At 65.1% G+C, this 21,533-nt stretch carries 23 protein-coding genes; 8 read left to right on the top strand and 15 right to left on the bottom strand.

Annotated features, from left to right (window positions below):
- Window positions 1-32: 32 nt before the first annotated feature.
- Both trpS and OIE68_RS37265 read right to left on the bottom strand, forming a co-directional pair.
- Window positions 33-1,067, bottom strand: a complete 1,035-nt coding sequence (gene trpS, locus OIE68_RS37270; RefSeq protein ID WP_327095599.1) for a tryptophan--tRNA ligase — start codon at window positions 1,065-1,067, stop codon at window positions 33-35.
- Between the two features lie 98 nt (window positions 1,068-1,165).
- Window positions 1,166-2,098 (bottom strand): oxygenase MpaB family protein, encoded by a 933-nt coding sequence (locus tag OIE68_RS37265; RefSeq protein ID WP_327095598.1) that lies wholly within the window; start codon window positions 2,096-2,098, stop codon window positions 1,166-1,168.
- Between the two features lie 215 nt (window positions 2,099-2,313).
- Here OIE68_RS37265 and OIE68_RS37260 point away from each other — a divergent pair, with 215 nt between their 5' ends.
- On the top strand, window positions 2,314-3,135 hold the full coding sequence (locus tag OIE68_RS37260) for a TetR/AcrR family transcriptional regulator (RefSeq protein WP_327095597.1): 822 nt from the start codon (window positions 2,314-2,316) through the stop codon (window positions 3,133-3,135).
- A 74-nt stretch (window positions 3,136-3,209) separates the two neighbouring features.
- On the opposite strand, the gene OIE68_RS37255 is transcribed toward OIE68_RS37260, so the two are convergent.
- From OIE68_RS37255 to OIE68_RS37245, 3 genes are read right to left on the bottom strand one after another with little or no spacing between them, the layout of a single operon-like run.
- Window positions 3,210-3,695: a barstar family protein gene (locus OIE68_RS37255; protein ID WP_327095596.1), complete on the bottom strand. Its 486-nt coding sequence runs from the start codon at window positions 3,693-3,695 to the stop codon at window positions 3,210-3,212.
- Window positions 3,695-4,180 (bottom strand): ribonuclease domain-containing protein, encoded by a 486-nt coding sequence (locus tag OIE68_RS37250; protein WP_327095595.1) that lies wholly within the window; start codon window positions 4,178-4,180, stop codon window positions 3,695-3,697. Before OIE68_RS37250 ends, OIE68_RS37255 begins: the two co-directional genes overlap by 1 nt.
- A 52-nt stretch (window positions 4,181-4,232) precedes the next feature.
- On the bottom strand, window positions 4,233-5,048 hold the full coding sequence (locus OIE68_RS37245) for an exodeoxyribonuclease III (protein ID WP_327095594.1): 816 nt from the start codon (window positions 5,046-5,048) through the stop codon (window positions 4,233-4,235).
- A gap of 70 nt (window positions 5,049-5,118) precedes the next feature.
- Here OIE68_RS37245 and OIE68_RS37240 point away from each other — a divergent pair, with 70 nt between their 5' ends.
- Window positions 5,119-5,964, top strand: a complete 846-nt coding sequence (locus tag OIE68_RS37240; RefSeq protein WP_327095593.1) for an alpha/beta hydrolase — start codon at window positions 5,119-5,121, stop codon at window positions 5,962-5,964.
- 50 nt (window positions 5,965-6,014) lie between these two features.
- On the opposite strand, the gene OIE68_RS37235 is transcribed toward OIE68_RS37240, so the two are convergent.
- From OIE68_RS37235 to OIE68_RS37215, 5 genes are all read right to left on the bottom strand, one after another.
- Window positions 6,015-7,277, bottom strand: a complete 1,263-nt coding sequence (locus OIE68_RS37235; RefSeq protein ID WP_327101963.1) for an acyl-CoA dehydrogenase family protein — start codon at window positions 7,275-7,277, stop codon at window positions 6,015-6,017.
- Between the two features lie 56 nt (window positions 7,278-7,333).
- A complete protein-coding gene (locus OIE68_RS37230) occupies window positions 7,334-8,215 on the bottom strand; it encodes an SDR family oxidoreductase (RefSeq protein WP_327095592.1) in 882 nt (293 codons plus the stop codon).
- A gap of 74 nt (window positions 8,216-8,289) precedes the next feature.
- Window positions 8,290-9,168 carry a MaoC/PaaZ C-terminal domain-containing protein gene (locus OIE68_RS37225; RefSeq protein WP_327095591.1) on the bottom strand — a complete coding sequence of 293 codons (879 nt, stop codon included), beginning with the start codon at window positions 9,166-9,168 and terminating at the stop codon, window positions 8,290-8,292.
- Window positions 9,169-9,191: 23 nt separating this feature from the next.
- The gene (locus OIE68_RS37220) at window positions 9,192-9,635 is read right to left on the bottom strand and encodes an SRPBCC family protein (RefSeq protein ID WP_327095590.1); all 444 of its coding nucleotides are present in this window, start codon (window positions 9,633-9,635) and stop codon (window positions 9,192-9,194) included.
- A 64-nt stretch (window positions 9,636-9,699) separates the two neighbouring features.
- The gene (locus OIE68_RS37215) at window positions 9,700-10,905 is read right to left on the bottom strand and encodes a lipid-transfer protein (RefSeq protein WP_327095589.1); all 1,206 of its coding nucleotides are present in this window, start codon (window positions 10,903-10,905) and stop codon (window positions 9,700-9,702) included.
- A gap of 146 nt (window positions 10,906-11,051) precedes the next feature.
- Here OIE68_RS37215 and OIE68_RS37210 point away from each other — a divergent pair, with 146 nt between their 5' ends.
- Window positions 11,052-11,207 (top strand): hypothetical protein, encoded by a 156-nt coding sequence (locus tag OIE68_RS37210; RefSeq protein WP_327095588.1) that lies wholly within the window; start codon window positions 11,052-11,054, stop codon window positions 11,205-11,207.
- Between the two features lie 126 nt (window positions 11,208-11,333).
- Here OIE68_RS37210 and OIE68_RS37205 read toward each other — a convergent pair whose 3' ends face one another.
- The gene (locus OIE68_RS37205; RefSeq protein ID WP_327095587.1) at window positions 11,334-11,981 is read right to left on the bottom strand and encodes a helix-turn-helix domain-containing protein; all 648 of its coding nucleotides are present in this window, start codon (window positions 11,979-11,981) and stop codon (window positions 11,334-11,336) included.
- Window positions 11,982-12,106: 125 nt separating this feature from the next.
- Between OIE68_RS37205 and OIE68_RS37200 the strand changes: the two genes are divergently transcribed.
- The gene (locus OIE68_RS37200; protein ID WP_327095586.1) at window positions 12,107-13,003 is read left to right on the top strand and encodes a LysR family transcriptional regulator; all 897 of its coding nucleotides are present in this window, start codon (window positions 12,107-12,109) and stop codon (window positions 13,001-13,003) included.
- Between the two features lie 38 nt (window positions 13,004-13,041).
- Here the strand turns inward: OIE68_RS37200 and OIE68_RS37195 are convergent, their stop codons facing one another.
- Complete coding sequence (locus OIE68_RS37195) at window positions 13,042-13,590, bottom strand: TIGR03086 family metal-binding protein (protein WP_327095585.1); 549 nt, start codon at window positions 13,588-13,590, stop codon at window positions 13,042-13,044.
- 242 nt (window positions 13,591-13,832) lie between these two features.
- Here OIE68_RS37195 and OIE68_RS37190 point away from each other — a divergent pair, with 242 nt between their 5' ends.
- Genes OIE68_RS37190 through OIE68_RS37180 form a run of 3 tightly spaced genes read left to right on the top strand, consistent with a single transcriptional unit; the run spans window position 13,833 to window position 16,105 of the window.
- A complete protein-coding gene (locus tag OIE68_RS37190; protein WP_327095583.1) occupies window positions 13,833-14,423 on the top strand; it encodes a TetR/AcrR family transcriptional regulator in 591 nt (196 codons plus the stop codon).
- Between the two features lie 4 nt (window positions 14,424-14,427).
- Window positions 14,428-15,633, top strand: coding sequence for an epoxide hydrolase family protein (locus tag OIE68_RS37185; protein WP_327095582.1), 1,206 nt, complete (start codon window positions 14,428-14,430; stop codon window positions 15,631-15,633).
- A 58-nt stretch (window positions 15,634-15,691) separates the two neighbouring features.
- Window positions 15,692-16,105: a nitroreductase family deazaflavin-dependent oxidoreductase gene (locus tag OIE68_RS37180; protein ID WP_327095581.1), complete on the top strand. Its 414-nt coding sequence runs from the start codon at window positions 15,692-15,694 to the stop codon at window positions 16,103-16,105.
- Here OIE68_RS37180 and OIE68_RS37175 read toward each other — a convergent pair.
- From OIE68_RS37175 to OIE68_RS37165, 3 genes are all read right to left on the bottom strand, one after another.
- A complete protein-coding gene (locus OIE68_RS37175) occupies window positions 16,102-17,241 on the bottom strand; it encodes an MFS transporter (RefSeq protein ID WP_327101962.1) in 1,140 nt (379 codons plus the stop codon). The two genes, OIE68_RS37180 and OIE68_RS37175, sit on opposite strands and share 4 nt — an antisense overlap.
- 389 nt (window positions 17,242-17,630) lie before the next feature.
- On the bottom strand, window positions 17,631-18,848 hold the full coding sequence (locus OIE68_RS37170) for an NADP-dependent isocitrate dehydrogenase (RefSeq protein WP_327095580.1): 1,218 nt from the start codon (window positions 18,846-18,848) through the stop codon (window positions 17,631-17,633).
- A gap of 289 nt (window positions 18,849-19,137) precedes the next feature.
- Entirely contained in the window at window positions 19,138-20,631 is a 1,494-nt protein-coding gene (locus OIE68_RS37165; RefSeq protein WP_327095579.1) for an MFS transporter, read from the bottom strand.
- A 132-nt stretch (window positions 20,632-20,763) separates the two neighbouring features.
- On the opposite strand from OIE68_RS37165, the gene OIE68_RS37160 reads away from it, so the two are divergent.
- Window positions 20,764-21,507, top strand: coding sequence for a TetR family transcriptional regulator (locus OIE68_RS37160; RefSeq protein WP_327095578.1), 744 nt, complete (start codon window positions 20,764-20,766; stop codon window positions 21,505-21,507).
- The last annotated feature ends 26 nt before the right edge of the window (window positions 21,508-21,533 follow it).

Raw genomic sequence — 21,533 nt, 5'->3', positions numbered from 1 at the left:
GTCGACAAGCGGTCGCTAGCGGTATTCCCCAGCTAGCGAGCCAAAAACCCCACCCGGTCGTAAACCTGCGCCAGAGTGTTGCCGGCAATCTCGCGCGCCCGCTCGGCACCTGCGTCGAGGATGCGGTCGAGTTCACCCTGATCTGACAAATACTCTTCCACCTTCGCCCGCAGCGGGGTGACAAATTCGACCAACGCGTCGGCGACGTCGGACTTCAGATCGCCGTAACCCTTACCGGCATAGTCGCGTTCCAGCGTGACAATCGGGGTGCCGCTCAGCGAAGTCAGGATCACCAGCAGATTGCTGACACCCGCCTTGTTTTCCGGGTCGTAGCGGATTTCGCGCTCGGTATCGGTGACCGCGGAGCGAATCTTCTTGGCGGTGATCTTCGGATCGTCGAGCAGGTTGATCAGACCGGCGTCGGTGGAGGCCGACTTGCTCATCTTCGAGGTCGGATCCTGCAGGTCGTAGATCTTCGCGGTGCCCTTGACGATATGCGCCTCCGGCACCACGAACGTCTTCTTGAACCGAGTATTGAAGCGCTGAGCCAGATTTCGAGTCAGCTCGAGATGCTGGCGCTGATCCTCGCCGACCGGCACCTGATGCGCACGGTAGAGCAGGATGTCCGCGGCCATCAGCACCGGATAGGTGAACAGTCCGACGCTGGCGTTCTCCGCACCCTGTTTGACCGACTTGTCCTTGAACTGGGTCATCCGGCTGGCCTCACCGAATCCGGTGATGCAGCTGAGCACCCAGGTCAGCTCGGCATGCTCGGGTACCTGGCTCTGCACGAAGAGCGTGGAGCGCTTGGGGTCGATGCCGAGCGCGAGCAACTGCGCGGCCGCCGCCTTGGTGCGCCTGCGCAGTTCCTTCGGATCCTGCGACACGGTGATGGCGTGCATATCCGGGATGAAGTAGAGCGCGTCGTAGTCGTCCTGCATGGTCACCCAGTACTGCAGCGCGCCAAGGTAGTTGCCGAGATGGAAGGACGCGCTGGTGGGCTGGATCCCGGACAGCACCCGCTGTTTGCGTTCAGCGGCCGGGTTCGTCTGAGCAGGACTGGACATATCCCGATCTTCGCATGCGGTGTTCGATCAGCGGCGTTCGCGGGTCCCTCCGTGGTTACGCTGCGCTACCGCCTCCGGGCCCGTCGCTCACGCCGCGGTCACGCGGAATTTCGCGCCGCCCAGTTGCGTGGGTCGACACCGGGCATGCTCGGGCGGCCGGTGCTGTGCAGTTCGCGTTCCCGCTTGGACAACAGCTTGTAGACCGGCGCGCTCGGACCGGCCAGCGTCCCGCGCAGCACCGGCGGAACAAGCGGTGGGGCGATATGCGCGGTGCGTACGCCCTGGGCGAGCGCGCGGAACGCGATTTGCTCGGGCAGCCCCCAGCGCATCCCGTACATATCGCGGATGCGCGGCGGCAGACTGCCCTGCACCAGCAGGTAGAACGCGTCGACGACCTGGCGCATCGGCCCGCGCTGCGGATAGGGCGTGCGCTGACCGGCCAGATACGAACCGACCAGCCTGGCCTCATCGGTGAGGAACAGCTCGTCCGAGGCTAGGTAGTCGTCGAAGGATTTGCGGAACAGCGGGTAGCTGCCGGGCGCGGCCTCGCGTGGCATGCCGAACAGTTCACCCCAGCGGACGTAGTCCTGGTACAGGCCCTCGCGTTCGCCGCCGGTCAGCGGGCGGACCAGCAGATCGTGCATCACCTCGGCCGAGTCGAAGGCGAAGGCCATGGTCATGTACATCAGGTGCGGGTCGAATGCGGAGTAGCCGGTTCCCGCCGGATGGTGCCGGCCCGCGTCCTCGGGCAGTTCGCCGACGACCTTCGTGTGCTTCTTGGCGGTGAAGGCGAGCGCGCGATCCGCCTCGTCCTTGCTCCCGAGGAAGACGGCCTCGAAGAGCTTGCCGGTCAACGCGAGTCGCGAGTACGGAGTCATCCGATGCTCGGTGTTCTCGGCGGTTCCGACATACAGCAGCGGATTGACCGCGCCGATCACCAGGGCACGCTGGCCGTAGGTGAGACCCACCGCGCGCTTGCTCATGACCCGTCGGGCCATCGAATTATCGGCGAAGTAGCCGGGCTGGGACATCGCTGCCTCCTCGTTGAGCGCGTGCCATGGGAGTCGGTGACCGGCCATCTCGGCGGGCCAGGACTCCACAGCATCTGGCAACAGAATCCCCCAGAACTCTAGATCTGGCAATAGCTACCACCAGATTGCGTCCGGACCGGATCCGGGCCGCGACCACCTACCACATCGGACCGCGATCCGGTCGGCCCCAGCCGCACCCGTGCCAGAATCGCCATGTGACAGCATCGCGTAGCGGGTCGGCGAAGGGCGGTGGTCGAGCGACGGGCGGGCGAGCATCCCGTGACGAGTCCGCGAGGAGTGATGGCCGGGCGACGGGCGGGCGAGCATCCGGTAACGAGTCCGCGAGAGGTAGTGGTCGAGCGACCGGTGGATCAGCGCGTAGCAAGTCCGCGGGGAGCGGTGGGACTGCAAAACGGACCTACGGCGGCGTCTCCGCCGACGAGCGCCGCGCCCAGCGACGCGCGGCGCTGCTCGATGCCGCACTGGAGATCATCGGCACCCAGGGCATCACCAAGCTCACCGTCTCCGGGTTATGCGCGCAGGCCGGACTGAACGAGCGCTACTACTACGAAAGCTTCGACAGCCGCGACGCGGTGCTGGCCGCGCTCATAGATCGGATCGCGGAGGAACTGGCCGGGGCGATCATCGGTGCGCTGCAGACCGCACCCGCCGACACCCGGGCCAAAGCGCATGCCGCGATCTCCGCGGGCCTTCATCTGCTCACCGACGATCCGCGCAAGGCGCATGTCGCGCTGGTCGCGGGCATGGCGACGCCGGAGCTGCGTGCCCGCACGAATCAGACGGTGCGGGTTTTCGCCCGCATCGTCGCCGCCGAGGGCATCGACTTCTACGGCATCACCGACCCGAATCCCGACCCCACCATCGACTTTCGCGCCACCTACCTGGTCGGCGGCCTGGTCCAAACCCTCACCGCCTGGCTACAGCACGACCTCCCGCTCACCCGCGACGAACTGATCGACCACACCACCGACGTCTTCGTACTCCTCGGCGAGGACCTCGCCCGCCGCCTCACCTGAGCCAGACCGGCATCACACCGCAACGACGGTTGCTCCCCGAGAGCCCGACAGCCACCATTCGACCGTCCTCGGCGCTACGGGCTCAGGCGCACGATCTCCGGGTCGGATGGTTCGCCTTGGAGCACGACCCGGAACGCCAGGCCCTTTGTGGACCAGTAGTCGGCGGCCTCGCGCATGGCTTCGGTGAACCACGTGCGTTCTTCCAGTTCGTCGATCAGCAGCTCGGCCGAATCGCGGATCACGGCAACGTATCCAGCGGCGGGGCCGACGAAATCATCGAGATCGCGCAGACATTCGTCGAAAGCGTCCTTGTTCGCGCCGAAGTAGTACGGGAATTGGAACGCGGCCGCGAATTCGTCGAAAACGCCTGCGGTGGTGCGCATTTTGGGCCCGCGCAGTTCACGCACCGCGTAGTCGACGGGTGCGTCGTAGCGCACGCCGCTGAGTGTCGGGGCGTCGACGGGTAGGGCACCCACTACGGCGGGCGGCGTCGAAGCGGGCGCGTCGGTGGACCGCCGGGCCTCGGGGCGGGCAAGGAACTGCGATAACGGAACTGTCATCAGCGCATCCTCGTGAAGGTTTCGTAGTGGTCACTGGTGTACCAGGCGGAACCGTCGCTGCCGGTGACGATGCGTTCGGCGTCGCGGGAACGGTTGCGCTCCTTCGGGTTCACATCCCATTCCTGGTAGGTGATGGCTTTGCCCGCCGAATCCTTGGCAGGCAGGGTGCCCGCGCGGTTCATCCAGCGCTCACCGCCCTTGGTGCCGGTCGCGTTCGCCGAATCCGGCCAACGGCCCGCGTCGATTTCGACAAGAGTCGCGTAGGCGCGCTCCGGTACGCCGGGGGCACGAACGGTGGATGTGGTGGTCACATCCGGACCGCGAGCCGGAACCGCCACGCTTGCGCTGCGAGTTGTGGAGGTGACAGAGGCCGCGGTCGGCTTGCTGTCCCCGCCGCCGCGCGCGGCGAGCAGTGCGATCACCAAGGCCAGTAGGGCCACACCGAGCGCGGCGAAGGCGCGAACTCGCTTCGAGGAAATATTCATGCGATCCCGATCTCCAGCGCTGCCATGTCGCGAATCATCTTCGTCGCGAACTTTATCGGTATTGCACCGTGACCGGCGCGTGGTCGGACCAGCGCTCGGCGTAGGTGGCGGCGCGTTCGACCACGGCCTGCTTCGCCCGACCGGCCACCTCGCCGCGGGCCAGGTGATAGTCGATGCGCCAGCCCGCGTCATTGTCATAGGCGCGGCCGCGGTAGGACCACCAGCTGTACGGGCCCGCGACACCAGGATGCAGGTTGCGCACCACGTCCACGTATCCGGCGGCGAGCATGCCATCGATCCAGGCCCGCTCCTGCGGCAGGAACCCGGAGTTCTTCAGGTTGCCCTTCCAGTTCTTGATATCGAGTTCGGTATGCGCGACATTCCAGTCGCCGCAGATCACGAAATCACTGGTCTGCGCCCGCATATGAGCGCCGATCTCATCGAGGAAGCGGTACTTTTCGTCCTGCATCGGCGTATCCGCCTCACCGGTGTGCACATACACGCTGGCCACGGTCAATTCATCGAATTCGGCCTCGACATAGCGTCCGGGACCGGCGAATTCGGCGCTGGGACGCCAGGTTCCGTCCTGCCAGCGCCCTAGCCCGATGCGCACGGCCCGGGGTTCGCGACGGGACAGAATGCCGACCCCGGCCCGCCCCTTCGCGCCCGGCTCCGCATGCGTCAGATACCAGCCCGCGTCCAGTGCGGGCGCGAGCGCGGCACGGGTCTGCTCATCGGTTGCCCGAGTCTCCTGCAGGCAGATGATGTCGGCTTCGGTGACCGCCAGCCACTCGAGCATCCCCTTGCCCGTCTTGCCGGTCGCCGCACGGACGCCGTTCACGTTGATCGACGAGATGATATAAGGCACCTGATGACCGTACAATGCTGGTCAGACGAACTCCCCCGGGACATCGCAGTCCAGGAAGGGGTGATTGACGATGAAGTCAGGCACCACCAACTCCCCCGCCCCGATCAAAGCGCTGCATATCGGGTCCGGTGACCCGGTTCTGCTGCTGCACGGGTTCATGCTCTCGCCGCACTGCTGGGAACAGGTTGCGCTGCGGCTTTCCGCGCATTGCGAGGTGTTCGCCCCCGCTTTCGCGGGCCACTGGGGTGGTGAACCGATCGAGGGCTGGTCCACCGATGTCCATGCCCTCGCCGACCGGATCGAGGATCAACTCGACGAACTCGGTTGGCGTACCTGCCATATTGCGGGCAATTCACTCGGCGCCTGGGTCGGCTTCGAACTGGCCCGACGCGGCCGGGCCCGTACCCTGACCGCGATCGCACCGGCGGGCGGTTGGCAATCGCCCTCGCTCACTCAGTTCCGTGTCGGCGCGAAATTCCTGTCGCTGGTGCCGATCGTCGAAATCGGCAAGCACCTCGGCGGGTTCGCGATCAACAATCCGATCACGCAACGCTTCGCGCTACTGCTGCTCAGCAAGAACGCCGCGGCCGTCTCGCGGCGCGACATCGCCGCCATGATCACCGCCGCACTGCACTGCGATGCCATGCTCCCGCTGATCCTGGGCACCGTGCGCGCTCCTGCCCTGGAAGACCTGTCCAACCTGCCGACCCCGGTGCGCCTGCTGATGGCCGAATACGACCGGATCATCCCCAACCGCGTGTACGCCCGCCGCTTCCTGCAGGAACTGCCCGACTCCGCCGACCGAATCCTCGTCAACGGCGTCGGGCACGTCCCCATGCTCGAAGCTCCGGACCGCATCGCGACCCTGATAGCCGAACACATCTACGCCAGCCGCACACACTTGCGCGCGGTCTGAACACATGCCGTTCACGGCCGCCACGTGCCGTGCCGACGGCAGAGTTCGCGCTACTGGGCGAGCAGGCCCTTGGCGATGTGGGTGACCTGGATTTCATTGCTGCCCGCGTAAATCATCAGGGACTTCGCGTCACGGGCGAGTTGTTCCACTCGGTACTCGGTCATATAACCATTGCCGCCGAAGAGCTGGACCGCGTCCATCGCTACCTCGGTGGCGGCCTCGGAGGCGTAGAGCTTGATGGCAGAGGCCTCGGCGAGGGTCGGCGGCTTGCCCGCCTTGCCGCGCTCGAGGGTGTTGAAGACCATGTTCTGCACATTGATCCGGGCGATCTCCATCTTGGCCAGCTTGAGCTGGACCAGCTGGAAGCGGCCGATCTCCTGGCCCCAGAGCTTGCGACTCTTGGCGTAGTCCAGGCAGAGCCGGTGACATTCGTTGATGATGCCGAGCGCCATGAAACCGACACCGATGCGTTCGGCGGTGAAACTCGAACGGGCGCTTTCGCGGCCGTCGCCACCCTTGTGCTCCTCGGTCTCGCCGAGCAACCGGTCTTTGCCGAGTCGGACGTTGTCGAAGAACAGTTCGCCGGTCGGCGAGGCGTGCAGGCCCATCTTCTTGAACGGCTTGCCCTGGGTGAGACCTTCCATACCCTTGTCCAGGACGAAGGTGAGCACCTTGCGCTCGCGCTTGTCGCCGCCGTCGCCCTCGTCGAGCTTGGCGTAGACGATCATCACATCGGCGAACGGACCATTCGTGATGAAGGTCTTCTGCCCGTTGAGGATGTAGTCCTCGCCGTCGCGCCTGACGTAGGTCTTCATGCCGCCGAACGCGTCCGAACCCGAGTCCGGCTCGGTAATCGCCCATGCCGCAACCTTTTTCATGGTCACGATGTCGGCGAGCCAGCGCTCCTTCTGGGCCAGGGTGCCCCGCGACATGATGGTGGTCGCACCGAGGCCGATGGACACGCCCATCGCGGTCACCAAACCCATACAGACGCCCGACAATTCGGCGATCAACACGGCCATCAGCGACTCCTGGCCGCTGAACGGGCCACCGCCGGAAGCCTTTTCCTTCTTCTCCGGCTTCGGCTCCCCGGCCGCGATGGCCGCCGCACGAGCCTTCTGCTTGGCGAGCAACTTCTCGATCGCCTCACCGCCCATAGCGTCGATCCCGAACTCGCTGAACAGCTTCCGGATGATCGGGTACGGCGTCATCTCACCGCTGTCGAGCGCGTCGAGGTGCGGACGTATCTCCTTGTCGATGAAGGTCCGCACGGCGTCGCGGATCATCACATCGGTTTCGGACCATTCGAACATCATCGTTCTCCTAACCAGGGGGGTGGCGGTCGGCGAAGCCGACGGGGTTGGTCAGCTCAGGGAAGCCGAGCGGCGATGTCGTCGATGAGCCAGGGACCCTCGGCCTCGATCGTCTTCACATCGTGCCAACCGGCGAGTTCGGAAATGGCACCGCCCTGTACCGCGAACACCTTGCCGGTGATCGCACACTTATCGGAAGCCAAGTATGCGACCAACGGGGAGATATTGGCGGGACTGAAGGCGTCGAAACCGCCCTCTTCCTCGGCCGCCTCGGCCTCGGCAGCCATCATCGCGCCCATGCCTGGAGTGGCCAGGGTGAGGCGGGTACGCGCGATCGGCGCGATGGCATTGACCCGCACGCCATAGCGCGCCAGTTCGTCGGCCGCGACCAGGGTCAGCGCCGCGATCCCCGCCTTGGCGGCGCCGTAGTTGCCCTGACCGGCATTCGGCACCGTGACACCCGATGCCGATGCGGTGTTGACGACCGCCGCATTCGGCTGGTTGCCAGCCTTGCTCTGGTCCTTCCAGAACGCCGCGGCGTGACGCAGCACGGCCGCGTGGCCTTTCAGGTGTACGGCAACGACCGCGTCCCACTGTGCCTCGTCCATGCCCGCGATGAAGGCGTCGCGCAGAATGCCCGCGTTGTTGATCACGATATCCAGGCCGCCGAACTCCGAAACCGCCTGATCGACGAGCTTCTTCGCGCCGTCCCAGGTCGCGATGTTCTCGGTGTTCGCGACGGCCTTGCCGCCGGCCGCGACGATCTCATCGGCGACCTCCTGCGCGGGACCGACATCGGTACCCTCGCCGGAATTGCTGCCGCCCAGGTCATTGACGACGATGTTGGCGCCCTCGCGAGCGAACAGCAGCGCGTGCTCGCGGCCGATACCACGGCCCGCGCCGGTGATAATGGCGACTTTTCCTTCCAGTGCACCCATGTGCGTCGGCTCCTGTCCTCTGCCCCGGTATCCCGTGGCGAAATGAATGTCGCGGCTCTCGCCGGGACGGGTGGCTAATCGGCGATCTCGGCGAGGCCGTCGCTGAGTACGACGTCCTCGCCACGGACCGTTTCGAAGGCGTAGGTGGTGACGCCGTCGGCCGAGCCGACCTTCCAGATCCGGGTCTCCAGGTTGTCACCGGGGAAGACCATCTTGGCGAATCGAACGGCAAATCGCTTCAGCCGGTTGACATCCGAGCCCGCGACCTCGGTCAGCACGGCCCACGAGGCGAAGGCCATGGTGCACAGACCGTGCGCGATGACGCCGGGCAGACCCGCGTCCTTGGCGACCTGCTCGTCCAGATGCAGCGGCACCGGGTCACCGGAAGCGGGCGAATAGCGGTAGGTCTGATCGAGATCGACATGCTGCGGCACGACCGCGACCGGATCCTGCGTCCGCAGGTTCTCGTCGAACTTGTGTGCCGGGGCTGCCAGACCCTCCGACTTGCCCGCGTCGATATTGCGGAAGAAAGCGGTCAGATACTGCTCGTTGACCAAATCACCTTCCTCGATGCGGCATTCGATGAGGATGGTGATGGTGGTGCCATTGGAGCGGCTGGTGTAGCCGACGGCCTTGGCCCGCGAGACCAGCTTGTCCCCCGGCTGGATCGCGCGGTGGAAATGGAAGTCCTGCTCCCCATGCACGACCCGCCCGAAGATATCCATCGGCACCACGTCGATCACCGGCATCATCATGGCCTCGAAGACCGGGACGATGCCGAAGACCGGCGAGGCGACCTCGCCCGTCAGATGGGCCTCGATCGGGTCGTTGGTGGCCGCGGCGTACTCGGCGAGCCGCTCCCCGGTGACCTCGAAACGCTCTTCGTCACACCAGATTTCCAGACCGGCGTCGTCGAACTCCACCAGGCGGGCCGCAGTGGTCTCCGCTGTCATCGCACTCTCCTTCGGTGGCGGAATCAGGCCGCCGCGACGGCGAGCGTGTCGAGCTGCTCCAGCGACTTGTCGAGTTGCTCGAGGCCGTCCTTCTCGACCGCCTTGCCCAACGCGCCCTTGATCAGCGCGCCCTCGAAGTCACCGGACACCGATACGGTGGAGCCGCCGCCGTCGTTGGGCTGGATATCGAAGGTGAATTCGGTCTTCACACCGGCCATTCCGGTGCCGCCGAGGGTCAGCTTGTTCGGCTGTTCGACGGCCACGACCGACCACTCCAGCTTGTTGGCCATGCCGAGCATCACGATCTTCGCGACCAGCTTCGCGCCGGGGGTCAGCACGGCCGGCGGCTCCTCGATGAAGCGCTCGTGGATGGTGAACCATTTGTCCCAGGTCTGCGGGTCGGAGACAACGGCCCACAGGGCCTCGGGGGTGGCGTTGACGTCCTTGGTGGCTTCGATGTGGCCCATGGTTTGACTCCTCGTCGAGTGTTCTTGTGGCAGTTGGAATGTCAGCGCTGGATCGGATCGACGCTCAGCGATCGGCACGCTGGTAGGCGGTCACCACGGCAGCGCCGCCGAGCCCGATGTTGTGCTGCAGTGCGGCGGTAACGTTGTCGACCTGACGCTTGTCGGCGGTACCGCGCAGCTGCCAGGTGAGTTCGGAGCATTGCGCCAAACCTGTTGCACCCAAGGGGTGCCCCTTGGAGATCAGTCCGCCGGAGGGGTTCACGACCCACTTGCCGCCGTAGGTGGTCTGGTTGTCGTCGATGAGCTTTCCGGCCTCGCCCTCGCCGCAGAGCCCGAGGGCCTCGTATAGCAGCAGTTCGTTGGCGGAGAAGCAGTCGTGCAGCTCGATGACCTGAAAGCCCTCCGGACCGAGGCCGGCCTGCTGGTACACCTGTTGCGCGGCTTGGACATTCATGTCGTAGCCGATGAGGTTCTTGGCGGTGTTGTCGAAGGTGGAGGCGAAGTCGGTGGTCATCGCCTGGCCGACGATCTCCACCGCCTGCGCCGCGAGGTCGTGCGAATTCACGAATTCCTCGCTGGCCAGCACGACCGCACCCGAACCGTCCGAGGTCGGCGAACATTGCAGCTTGGTGAGCGGGTCGTAGATCATCCGCGAGGCCAGGATGTCATCGAGCGAATACGCGTCCTGGAACTGCGAATACGGGTTGTTCACCGAATGCTTGTGATTCTTGTAGCCGATCTTCGCGAAGTGCTCCGCGGTGGTGCCGTACTGCTTCATATGCTCGCGCCCGGCCGCGCCGAACATCCACGGCGCCACCGGGAAAAGCACCTCGGAGATCTCCGCGAGCGCCATGACGTGCTTGGCCATCGGCTGTTCGCGATCGTCCCAGGTGGAACCGAGCGAGCCCGGCTGCATCTTCTCGAAACCCAATGCCAGCGTGCAATCGGCCAGACCGCCCCGAATCGCCTGTGCTGCAAGATAAAGCGCCGTGGATCCGGTCGAGCAGTTGTTGTTGACGTTGACCACCGGAATGCCGGTCATCCCCAGTTCGTAGACCGCGCGCTGTCCGGAGGTGGATTCGCCGTAGACATAACCGACGTAAGCCTGCTCGACTTCGCGATAGTCGATCCCGGCATCGGCGAGCGCCTTGGTACCCGATTCCCGCGCCATATCCGGGTAGTCCCACGCGCTGCCGTCCTCGTTCGTACGGCGGCCCGGCTTTTCGAACTTCGTCATGCCGACGCCAACGACGTAGACCTTGTTCGCCATCGAACTCCTCACGTAGTACCTGACCCGGGGTGACCATGCGCCACGCCGTAGACGACAGCCCGCAGTGATCGATACCGCCCGGATCGAACAGAAACAAACATACAGAGCTGTATGTAAGCCTGCAAGGGTACAAGGAAATCCAGACCGTGAAATACAAGAACTCCCAGCTCAGGACAATCGGGGCCGCCATGCCGCGGGTGGCGCGCATCGCGCCATCCGCCAAGGGCAACGGCAAGCCTTCCGGCGTGCCGGGGCATGAAGCGCAGAAAGTTGACGCGCTCGGCGATCTACGCCATAGGTGACGGGCAGACGCCGCAGCCAGCAGCGCGCCGGACATGCGGACGCCGGAACCTGCAAGAAGATGATCAACTGCCGCCAACACTGAGATGTTGGCAGGCTGCCGGGTCGAAAAGCTCGGTGGCCGTTAGCTATTCGGCGGTACCCAGCATCGGACGCGCGGCCAATGCGGCGCTTGCGATCTCCCGCAGATGCACCGACGCCCGCCGCCAACGCCGATGTGCCCGTTCCGAATCCGGATCGATGAAGTTGGAGACCAAAATTCCGCGCAGCGCATCCATCGCGGTGTAGACGAAATCGCGGGCCTCCTTGCGCCGCATCTCATCCGGGACGAATCGGGCGACCGCCATCAGTACGGCGTTGTTGACGAACGGCTCGACCTTCTCCATGGCCGAGGCGAGTACCGGATCGGTCCGGCCCGCCACCCACAGCTCGGCGGTGGCGATGAACAGCGGCCCCTGATGTAGCTCCCACAGGAAGTCCAAGGCCGCCCCGACCGGATCGCCGCCGCCCTGGACCCTGGGCATCTCCCGCATCGCGGTCTCCGCACGCAACTGCGCCAGATGGCTGATCGCCGCGACCACCAGATCGGTCTTGGACCCGAAATGGTGCACCTGAGCCCCGCGGGTGACCCCGGCCAACTCGGCGACCCGCGGCGTCGTCGTCCCCGCATACCCGTATTCGACCAGGCAGTCGATGGTGGCATCGAGCAATCGCGTGCGCATCTCACTACTGCGCTGCTCCTGCGTGCGGCGCTTGGGCGCTTCGGACCTGGTCATTCCGGCGATTCTACACTTACATACAGATCTGTATGTTCATCGCCGGACTTCGAACGCCGGCCTCAGCAGCGCGTCCTGTCGAAAAATGTTCTGATTGCCTGGCGTAACCAATCAGGAGCACCACGATGGAACTGAGAGATATCGAAATCTTTCTGGCGCTGGCCGAGGAGTTGCACTTCGGGCGGACCGCGGAACGGATGTATCTTTCCCAAGCTCGGATCAGCCAGTCGATCAAGAATCAGGAACGTCGTATCGGTGGACGTCTCATCGACCGCAGCAACCCGCGCAATATCCAGCTCACCGCGCTGGGCAAGCAGTTGCTCAGCGACTTGCGCCCGGCATACCACGAGCTGACGCAGGCCATCGAGAACGCGCGCTCGACCGCACAAGGGGCGGCCCGGATACTTCGCATCGCCATGATCGGCTTCAATTCGTATGACTACCGGCCATTTTGGGAGCTTTTCCGTACTCGGCACCCGCAGTGGGAACTACAGATCCGCAATATCGAGTTCATCGAACAATTCGACCCGTTGCGACGTGGCGAGGCCGACGTGGTCATCGCATGGTTACCGGTCGAGGAACCCGATCTGACTGTCGGGCCGATCATCTCCACCGAACCCATGGTGGCGATGATGGGCGACGACCACGAGCTTGCGGACGAAAAGCATTTATCCCTGGAGGTTTTCGGCGATCGCGGGGTGCTGGCTCCGAGCAAGCCGATGCCCGACTACTGGGAGGACGCCATCAGCCCCTTCTATACACCCAGGGGCCGTCCCATCGAACGCGTTTGCACCGTCTCGACGGTGGAAGACATCCTGACGGTCGCCAGCACCCGCAGCGCCTTCACCATGGGCATGAGCCACGTCGCCCGCTACTACAACCGACCCGGCATTCGCTACGTGCCGATCAGCGATTCGCACATTGTCCGGTGGGCACTGATCTGGCGCAGCGGCGGCGAAACCCAGCAGATTCGCGCGCTGGCGAGCGTTGTTCGCGAGTTGGGGCCGCTGGAGCAGGACTGAGGCGAAAGCCCGTCGCAGCGACGCGACGGGCCAGTGGATCACGCTCGGCCGACGTAGGCGAGCAGCCGACGGTGTGCGGGCGCGGCGGCGGGCGCCGCGACCTCCGGACCGAACATCCCTGGTACGCGGAAGTTTTCGATGCCCATCTCATGCATGATCGCCAGCATCTCCGCACACAGCTGCTCGTCGACCAAGTCGTCCTGTCCGGTGGCGACCGCCAGATCGACACCATGCACGACGAGTTCGGTCAGGTGGATCACCGCCGCCATCGGGCCGGGCACCTCGCCGAAGCCGAGACGCACCTTCTGCTCGAGTGCGTCGGGGCGATGCCAGGCCGCGCGGTCGAGCACGGCCGCCTCGGCGTAGGCGCCCTGCGGGTCGGTGTCGAGCCAGTCGTCGTGGTGTTCGCGAACCGGGGTCAGGCCCTGTAGTTGAGCGGCAAAGATATTCATGCCGCCCACCAAGTGATTGAGCAGTTCGCGCAGATCCCATTCCCGACACGGCGTGGGTACGTTCATCTGTTGTGCGGCAATGCCTTTGACGATGCCACCGGTCATATCGATGGCGCGGTCGATGCGGTTGATCATGTCGATCTCCTGAAAGTCTCGAGCAGTGAGGGGTAGGTCACGCCTGGCCGAATGTGTCGTCGAGCCAGTCGTAGATGCCGTCGACGGCGATCCCGCTGATCGAAGGCGGCGCGACGCGAGGACACCGCCGCGGTGCGATCGGTTCCATTGCCTGCTCCTAAACGCAGTTATTTGTGGCGTTAAGAACACGATAGCGGCTGCCCGCACACAAACGCAAGTCTTGACTGCTTTAAGATGGAGGCGTGGATGAACAAGCCCGCGCCCGCCGTCCCGGAGGTCGCAGTGCCCGCGTGCGCGCGGCGGTACACAAGGCGGTCACCGAACTGGTCGCCGAACGCGGCTACGGCAACTTCACGGTCGCCGATGTCGCGACCCGCGCCGGCGTCGCCGATACCAGCATCTACCGGCGCTGGGGCAATCTCGAGGCACTGGCCATGGAGGTGACCGTCGATCGGCTCGGCACCGAGTCGGCGATACCGAATACCGGTTCGCTCGAGGGCGATCTGCGCGCGTACGCCGCCAAGGCGGCGCGCGATGTCAGCGGACCCGACGGATTGGCGCTGCTGCGCACGATTCTCGCGCTGCTCGACACCGGCACGGCGGGCGAACAGACGCGCGACCGCTTCCTCAGCGAACGCGCGAACCAGGTCCAGGCCATGCTGGATCGAGCCAAAGCTCGCGGCGAACAGGTACCCGAGGTGCTGGAGGTGGTCGACATCATCCTGGCCCCGCTCTACACCCGCACCCTGTTCGGCACCGGCCCACTCACCGACGATTACGTCGAAACGCTGGTCGACCGGCTATTGCACGCGGCGACCGATAAGCGAAAGTAATCGAATGACAGTCGGATTCGGCGTTGTTCCGACCGCCCGACTCTCGCAGGCTGAGGCGGTGTCCGAGATCAAGCCCTTCCGAATCGCGATCCCGCAGGCCGACCTGGACGACCTGGCATACCGCCTGGCGCACACCCGATACGTCGCGGAACTACCCGCCCGGGAGATCGCAGGCCGGGTGTACCCGGGCGTGCCGGTGCGGCCCGGCTGGGAGTACGGCGTTCCGCTGTCATTCGTCCGCCCGCTGCACGAATACTGGCGCGACAGTTTCGACTGGCGCGCACAAGAGCGGCGGCTCAACGCATTTCCGCAGTACACGACCGAAATCGACGGGCAAACCATCCATTTCGTGCACGTCACTTCCCCGGAGCCCGACGCGATGCCGCTACTACTCGCCCACGGTTGGCCGAGTTCATTCACCGAATTCCTCGGCCTGGTAGGCGAATTGACCGATCCGCGTGCGCATGGCGGCGATCCGAGCGACGCCTTCCATGTGGTGATCCCGTCCTATCCCGGCTTCGCGTTCTCGGGACCGACCCACACCGCCGGTTGGCGCCCGACCCGCATGGCAGCAGCATTCGACGAGTTGATGAACCGCCTCGGCTACGACCGCTACGGCGTGCACGGCAACGACTGCGGTGCCATCGTCGCACCTGAGCTGGGCCGGTTCGCCCCGGATCGAGTCGTAGGCGTACATGTGACCCAGCTCTATTCCTTTCCCAGGCGCGAGCCGGGCGAGCTGGACGGACTCAGCGAATACGAGCTGATCCTGTTGTACTTCGGGCAGAAATTCCGCGCGCACGCCATCCACAACGCCACCCAGCAAGCGCAACCGCAGACCCTCGGCCACGCATTGTCGGATTCACCGGTCGGTCAACTCGCTTGGAGCGGTCAAGCGCTGGTGAACGCGATGAGCACCGACGAATTGCTCACCAATGTGGCGATCTACTGGTTCACCAATAGCTCGGCGCCCGCGGCCCGGTTCTACTTCGAGCACCATCGCTCGACCGAGGCGACGAAGCCCACCAGCGTGCCGATCGGGCTGGCCTCCTTCGGTTTCGACTTCAAACCGCCACGCAAATTCGCCGAACGCGACCATCGCAACCTCGTGCAATGGCACGAATACGACCGCGGCGGGCACTGGGCCGCACACGAAACCCCCGACCTGTTACTTGCCGACCTGCGCGGATTCTTCAAAAAGGTGATCTAAGCGGACCGCCCATCGGCGACGATTACCTCGACCCGATCTCTCGATCCGAGGAGCGCAGATGGCCAACGATTGGAACCAGAACATCATCGCGGAGTTCCGTGCGAATGCGGGCAAGGTCGGCGGCCCGTTCGAGGGTAAGGATCTGCTACTGCTCACCACAACCGGCGCAAAATCCGGACTGCCGCGCACGAATCCGGCGGCCTATATCCGCGACGGCGACCGTTTGGTGATCATCGCGTCCAAGGCGGGCGCACCCGATAACCCGGACTGGTATCACAATCTGCGGGCGAATCCGAAGGTCACGCTGGAGATCGGCACCGAGACCATCGAGGCGACGGCCACCCCGATCACCGGAGGCCCGGAACGCGATCGGCTCTATGCGGCGATGGTGGAAGTCATGCCGGGCTTCGCCGAATACGAAACCAAGACGGACCGGGTGATTCCAGTCGTCGCGCTGGAACCCAGCGCCTAAACCGCTGAGCGACGACCGGTCCAGACGGTCACCATGAACAGCAGAACGCCGAGCACGGCCAGCCCCGCCCCGACGGTCGCGGGCGCGGTGTAGCCGAGACCCGCCGCGATGACGAGGCCACCCAACCACGCGCCCGCCGCATTGGCGATATTGAGGGCCGCGTGATTGAGCGCCGCGGCGAGGGTCTGGGCGTCGGCGGCGACATCCATCAGCCGGGTCTGCAGACCGGGCGCGAGCGCCGCACCCGATGCGCCGATGAAGAAGGCGCCGATCGCCGCCGTGTACGGATTGTGCGCGGCGGCAACGAATCCCGCCAGGATGACCACCATGGCGATTGTCGAGACGTAGATCGCCCGGTCGACGCCGCGATCGGCCAGAATGCCGCCGACGATATTGCCCGCGACCATCCCGAGCCCGAAGAGCATGAGCACGAACGGCACCAGGCCGAGCCGCAGACCGGCCACATCGGTCAGCGTGGTGGTGATGTAGGTGTAGACGGCGAACATGCCGCCGAAGCCGATCGCGCCGACCAGCAGGGTCAGCAGCACCTGCGGGCGACGCAGTGCGCCGAGTTCGGTCATCGGGTTGGTGATCCGGATACCGTGCAGTTCCGGAACGAATCGGATCAGGGCCGCGACGGTGGCGACACCGATCACCGCGACCACCACGAAGGCATCGCGCCAGCCGAGATGCTGCCCGAGCCAGGTCGCGCCGGGAACGCCGACAACGTTGGCGGCGCTCAATCCCAGCATAACCGCGGCAATTGCCTTGGCGCGCTGTCCCGCCGGCGCCAGGGTGGCGGCGGCCAGCGAGGCGACACCGAAGTACGCGCCGTGCGGCAGACCCGAAACGAACCGCGCGATGACCAGAGTTTCGAATGTGGGCGCGATAACCGTCGCCACATTTCCAATGGTGAACGCCACCATCAGGGCGACCAGCAGTCGTTTGCGCGGCACCCGCGCGGCAAGTGCGGCGATCAGCGGAGCTCCGACGACGACGCCGAGCGCATAGGCCGATACCGCGTGCCCTGCCGTCGGCTCGGATACGTTCATGGCGCTCGCGATATCGGGCAGCAAACCCATCGTGACGAATTCGGTTGTGCCGATTCCGAATCCACCGAGGGCCAGCGCCAGCATCGCCGGAATATGCCAGTCCGTCCGCTCGGCCTCGGCGGGTGCTGGGGTCTGCGTGGCAACGGTACTGGTCACGTATTCATGTAACCGCCCGGCGATACCTTCTGCTTCCCGGGCAAGCGTGAGTTCCCCCACGTCAGCGTCAGGAAATCGACTGTGCCACCCGCATACCGCCCATTCCGGGCACCGCCCGGGCAAACGCGCGTCGATTCGGGCACCAGCTATCGCGATCCGGCCACTTCGCGTGGGTGGCCCGGACCTACGCAACGCCGACGACGGACACACGAGTCGCGAAACAGTGCGGGCACCCGTACCACCGGTGTGGTGCGGGTGCCCGTATGTCGCGCCCGGCGCTGGCTTTCCTACCCAGCGCCGGGTATTCGGTCAACCTGTCAGCGCAGGGCGCGGGCCAGGTTGGCGTCGAGCGCACCGAGGAACTCCTCGGTGCTCAGGTAGCCCTGATCGCCGCCGACGAGCAGCGCCAGATCCTTGGTCATCTGGCCGCCCTCGACGGTCTTGATGACGACATCCTCGAGTGTCTGCGCGAAGCCGATCACCTCGGGGGTGTTGTCCAGCTTGCCGCGGTGCTCGAGGCCGCGAGTCCAGGCGAAGATCGACGCGATCGGGTTGGTCGAAGTCGGCTTGCCCTGCTGGTGCTGGCGGTAGTGCCGGGTGACGGTGCCGTGCGCGGCTTCGGCCTCACAGGTCCGGCCGTCCGGGGTGAGCAGCACCGAGGTCATCAGGCCGAGCGAGCCGAAGCCCTGGGCCACGGTGTCGGACTGCACGTCGCCGTCGTAGTTCTTGCAGGCCCAGACGTAGCCGCCCTCCCATTTCATGGAGGAGGCGACCATATCGTCGATCAGGCGGTGCTCATAGGTGAGGCCCGCCGCGTCGAACTGGGTCTTGAACTCGGCGTCGAACACCTCCTGGAAGGTGTCCTTGAACATGCCGTCGTAGGCCTTCAGGATGGTGTTCTTGGTCGACATGTAGACCGGGTAGTTCTGCTGCAGCCCGTAGTTGAACGAGGCCCGCGCGAAGTCCTCGATGGACTTCCTGAAGTTGTACATACCCATCACGACGCCGCCGTCCTCGGGCATCTTCACGACCTCGTGCACGATCGGCTCACTGCCGTCGTCGGGGGTGAAGGTGAGGGTGACGGTGCCGCCCTGGAATACCTTGAAGTCGGTGGCGCGGTACTGGTCGCCGAACGCGTGACGGCCGATGATGATCGGCTTGGTCCAGCCGGGGACCAGACGCGGCACATTCGAGATGATGATCGGCGCGCGGAAGATGGTTCCGCCGAGGATGTTGCGGATGGTGCCGTTGGGCGAGCGCCACATCTTCTTCAGGCCGAATTCCTCGACCCGGGCCTCATCCGGAGTGATCGTGGCGCACTTGACGCCGACACCGTGCTCCTTGATCGCGTTCGCGGCGTCGATCGTGACCTGGTCGTCTGTCTTGTCCCGATACTCGATGCCGAGGTCGTAATACTCGAGGTTCACATCGAGATACGGGTGGATCAGCTTGTCCTTGATGAACTGCCAGATGATCCGGGTCATCTCGTCGCCGTCGAGTTCGACGACGGTGCCTTCAACCTTGATCTTGGACATGGATCTTCGTGTCCTCCTAGGATGGTGCCCTTATTGCACGGCCAGGCGAACACGCTTGTGAGCGGACCCCAGCTGTTCCAACAGACAACGTATATGTCCCGCGTTGTCGGCGAGACATGTGGTGCAAACAAGACAAGCGTACTGCTGCCATTGTTCTCACCGCGCGGGCAGCCCCCCATGTGAAGTCGCCCGAAATTGTTACCGACAAGTAGGTCGGCGGTGCCGCCACCCTGCCGAAATAGCGATGTCCGGGCATCCCAACGGATACCCGGACATCGCTATTTCAGGATCAGACCGCGACCGGAATCCGAGCGTCTTCCTCGGATCCCTCGATCAGATTTTCCGGCTTGTCCCGAATCATCAACGCGATCACCGGGATCGCCGCGAGGAAGAATCCGGCGCCGACATAGAACGCCACGTCGTAGCTGTGGATCGAAGCGCGGGCCATCAGGTTGTCCACCGTCGGATTGTTCTGCGCGAAGGTCTTGGCCGTCTGCACCGAGATGGTGGTGAGCAGTGCGGTGCCCACCGCGCCGCCGACCTGCTGTGCCGCATTCAACAGCGCACTGGCCACACCCGAGTCCTCCTCCTCGACCTGATGCAGCGCGACGGTCTGCATCCCGACGAACAGCGGGCCCATACCGAGCGCGATCAGCACCTGCGCGGGCAGCACGCCGGCCGCGTAGCTGTCGCCGTAGCTCAGCTGCGCCAGCCACACCAGACCGAGCACACCGAGCACGGCCCCGGCCACCATCAGCGGCCGCGGGCCGAGCTTCGGCAGCAGCGCGCTGGTGACACCGGCGGAGATCGCGATGCCCGCCGGGAACGGCAGGAAGGCGAAACCGGCCTTCAGCGACGAGTAGCCGAGGGTGATCTGGAAGTAGTAGCTCAGGAACAGGAACATCGCGAACATCGCGATCGGGATCAGCAGCGCGGCCAGGAAGGCGCCACCGCGGTTGATCTCACCCGGAATATGCAGCGGCAGTAGCGGATTCGACGAGCGACGCTCGATGGCGACGAAGGCGATCAGCAGGGCGACGCCGATGACGAGCAGCCCGAGGGTGCTGCCGGCCAGCCAGCCATCCTCGGCGGCGCGGCTGAATCCGTACACGATGGCGATCAGACCGAGCGTCACGGTGACCGCGCCGGGCACGTCATAGCCGCCGGTGCGCGGTGTCGGCACATCCTTCGCCACGAAGGCCAGCGCGCCGAGCAGCGCGATCAGTGCGATCGGAGTGTTCACCAGCAGGCACCAGCGCCAGGAGGCGTATTCGGTCAGCGCGCCACCGGCGATCAAGCCGAGCGCGGCGCCACCCGCGGAAATACCGGCGAAGACGCCGAATGCGGTCGCGCGCTCCTTGGCCTCGGTGAAGGTCACCGAGAGCAGTGACAGTGCCGCGGGCGCGAGCAGCGCCGCGAACGCGCCCTGCAATGCCCGTCCGGCGAACAGCTCCGCGCCGTTCTGCGCCAGACCCGCCACCGCGGACGCCCCGGCGAAGCCGACCAGACCGACGATGAAGATCCGACGCCGCCCGAGGTAGTCGGCCAGCCGTCCGCCGAGCAGCAGCAGACCGCCGAAGATCAGCGTGTAGGCGGTCAGCATCCACTGCCGATTGCCGTCGCTGATGTCGAGATCCTGCTGAGCGAACGGCAGCGAGATGGTCACGATGGTGGCGTCGAGAACCACCATGAGCTGGGCCAATGCGATCACCCCCAGGGCCCACCAGCGTGCCGAACTCGTTTGCTTCTCCAGAACTTCCACCGCTGTCGCAGTCTCGCTCACCTTGGTCTCCTAGTCCGAAGTTCGTGCAGCCATCCTGTCATTGACAGACATTTGTCGTCAAGAGAAAAATGTCGTACTACGACATTTGGCTGTTAAGGACACAAACCGGCCCGATTGCGCTAACATGAGGCCATGCTCGAGTCATCGACGCCGATCGGCGCGAGCGCCACAGCCGAGGACGCTGTGCGCGCCCCAGCGAACCCAGGGCCCAGTGCGCCCGGCAGTCCGGGGTTGCGCGAGCGCAAGAAGCAGCAGACCCGGCTGCGCATCATCGAGGTGGCGCTCGACCTGTGCGACGCACAGGGATTCGACGCGACGACGGTCGAACAGATCGCGGACCGCGCGGATGTGTCCCCGCGCACGATCAACCGGTATTTCGACAGCAAAGAGGCCATCGTCCTCGGGCCGGTCAAGGACTTCGGACTCGCGATCGCCGAGTGCCTGCGTGGCCTCCCGGTCACCGGTAATGAGCTGCAATCGCTGCGCGAGGCCTTCCTGTTGGTCGTCGACCAGGCCGCGGTGAATGTCGAGGGACCGCTGTCGTTCCGGCGCTTCCAGCAGATGCAGCGGATTCTGCGCAGCAGTCCGACGGTCAGTGCGCAGAGCATGGAACTGGCCGACGATAAGAACGCCGCGATCGCCGACGTGATCGCCGAGCGACTCGGCACCCAACCTGATGCGCTGCCGGTGCAGCTGGTCGTCGGCGCCTGGCAGTTGATCGGCCACCTCAGCATGGAGTGCCAGAACTCGATCTTCGACGAGGAGGACACCGCTGCGGCCGCCGCGGAGGCCCGCACCGGATTCACCACGTCGTTCGACGAGTTCATGCGCGTGTGCACCGGGCAGCCTGCGACCGAACCGGCGGAAACCCGGTAACGGATTTCAGTCGCCGACCGCCCGCC

Origin of the sequence: Nocardia vinacea, assembly GCF_035920345.1 — a bacterium.
GTDB classification, from domain to species: domain Bacteria; phylum Actinomycetota; class Actinomycetes; order Mycobacteriales; family Mycobacteriaceae; genus Nocardia; species Nocardia vinacea_A.
This window is presented reverse-complemented; position numbering and strand designations above follow the sequence as displayed.

Coding starts and splice junctions, on each gene's coding strand:
- OIE68_RS37175 (WP_327101962.1), bottom strand. CDS start 17,241: ATGCTGGCGCTGGCCCTCGGTGGATTCGGAATCGGCACAACCGAATTC.
- OIE68_RS37235 (WP_327101963.1), bottom strand. CDS start 7,277: ATGTTCGAATGGTCCGAAACCGATGTGATGATCCGCGACGCCGTGCGG.
- OIE68_RS37215 (WP_327095589.1), bottom strand. CDS start 10,905: ATGGCGAACAAGGTCTACGTCGTTGGCGTCGGCATGACGAAGTTCGAA.
- OIE68_RS37250 (WP_327095595.1), bottom strand. CDS start 4,180: ATGAATATTTCCTCGAAGCGAGTTCGCGCCTTCGCCGCGCTCGGTGTG.
- OIE68_RS37265 (WP_327095598.1), bottom strand. CDS start 2,098: ATGTCCCAGCCCGGCTACTTCGCCGATAATTCGATGGCCCGACGGGTC.
- OIE68_RS37185 (WP_327095582.1), top strand. CDS start 14,428: ATGACAGTCGGATTCGGCGTTGTTCCGACCGCCCGACTCTCGCAGGCT.
- OIE68_RS37230 (WP_327095592.1), bottom strand. CDS start 8,215: ATGGGTGCACTGGAAGGAAAAGTCGCCATTATCACCGGCGCGGGCCGT.
- trpS (WP_327095599.1), bottom strand. CDS start 1,067: ATGTCCAGTCCTGCTCAGACGAACCCGGCCGCTGAACGCAAACAGCGG.
- OIE68_RS37255 (WP_327095596.1), bottom strand. CDS start 3,695: ATGACAGTTCCGTTATCGCAGTTCCTTGCCCGCCCCGAGGCCCGGCGG.
- OIE68_RS37220 (WP_327095590.1), bottom strand. CDS start 9,635: ATGGGCCACATCGAAGCCACCAAGGACGTCAACGCCACCCCCGAGGCC.
- OIE68_RS37160 (WP_327095578.1), top strand. CDS start 20,764: ATGCTCGAGTCATCGACGCCGATCGGCGCGAGCGCCACAGCCGAGGAC.
- OIE68_RS37195 (WP_327095585.1), bottom strand. CDS start 13,590: ATGATCAACCGCATCGACCGCGCCATCGATATGACCGGTGGCATCGTC.
- OIE68_RS37240 (WP_327095593.1), top strand. CDS start 5,119: ATGAAGTCAGGCACCACCAACTCCCCCGCCCCGATCAAAGCGCTGCAT.
- OIE68_RS37225 (WP_327095591.1), bottom strand. CDS start 9,168: ATGACAGCGGAGACCACTGCGGCCCGCCTGGTGGAGTTCGACGACGCC.
- OIE68_RS37205 (WP_327095587.1), bottom strand. CDS start 11,981: ATGACCAGGTCCGAAGCGCCCAAGCGCCGCACGCAGGAGCAGCGCAGT.
- OIE68_RS37180 (WP_327095581.1), top strand. CDS start 15,692: ATGGCCAACGATTGGAACCAGAACATCATCGCGGAGTTCCGTGCGAAT.
- OIE68_RS37170 (WP_327095580.1), bottom strand. CDS start 18,848: ATGTCCAAGATCAAGGTTGAAGGCACCGTCGTCGAACTCGACGGCGAC.
- OIE68_RS37200 (WP_327095586.1), top strand. CDS start 12,107: ATGGAACTGAGAGATATCGAAATCTTTCTGGCGCTGGCCGAGGAGTTG.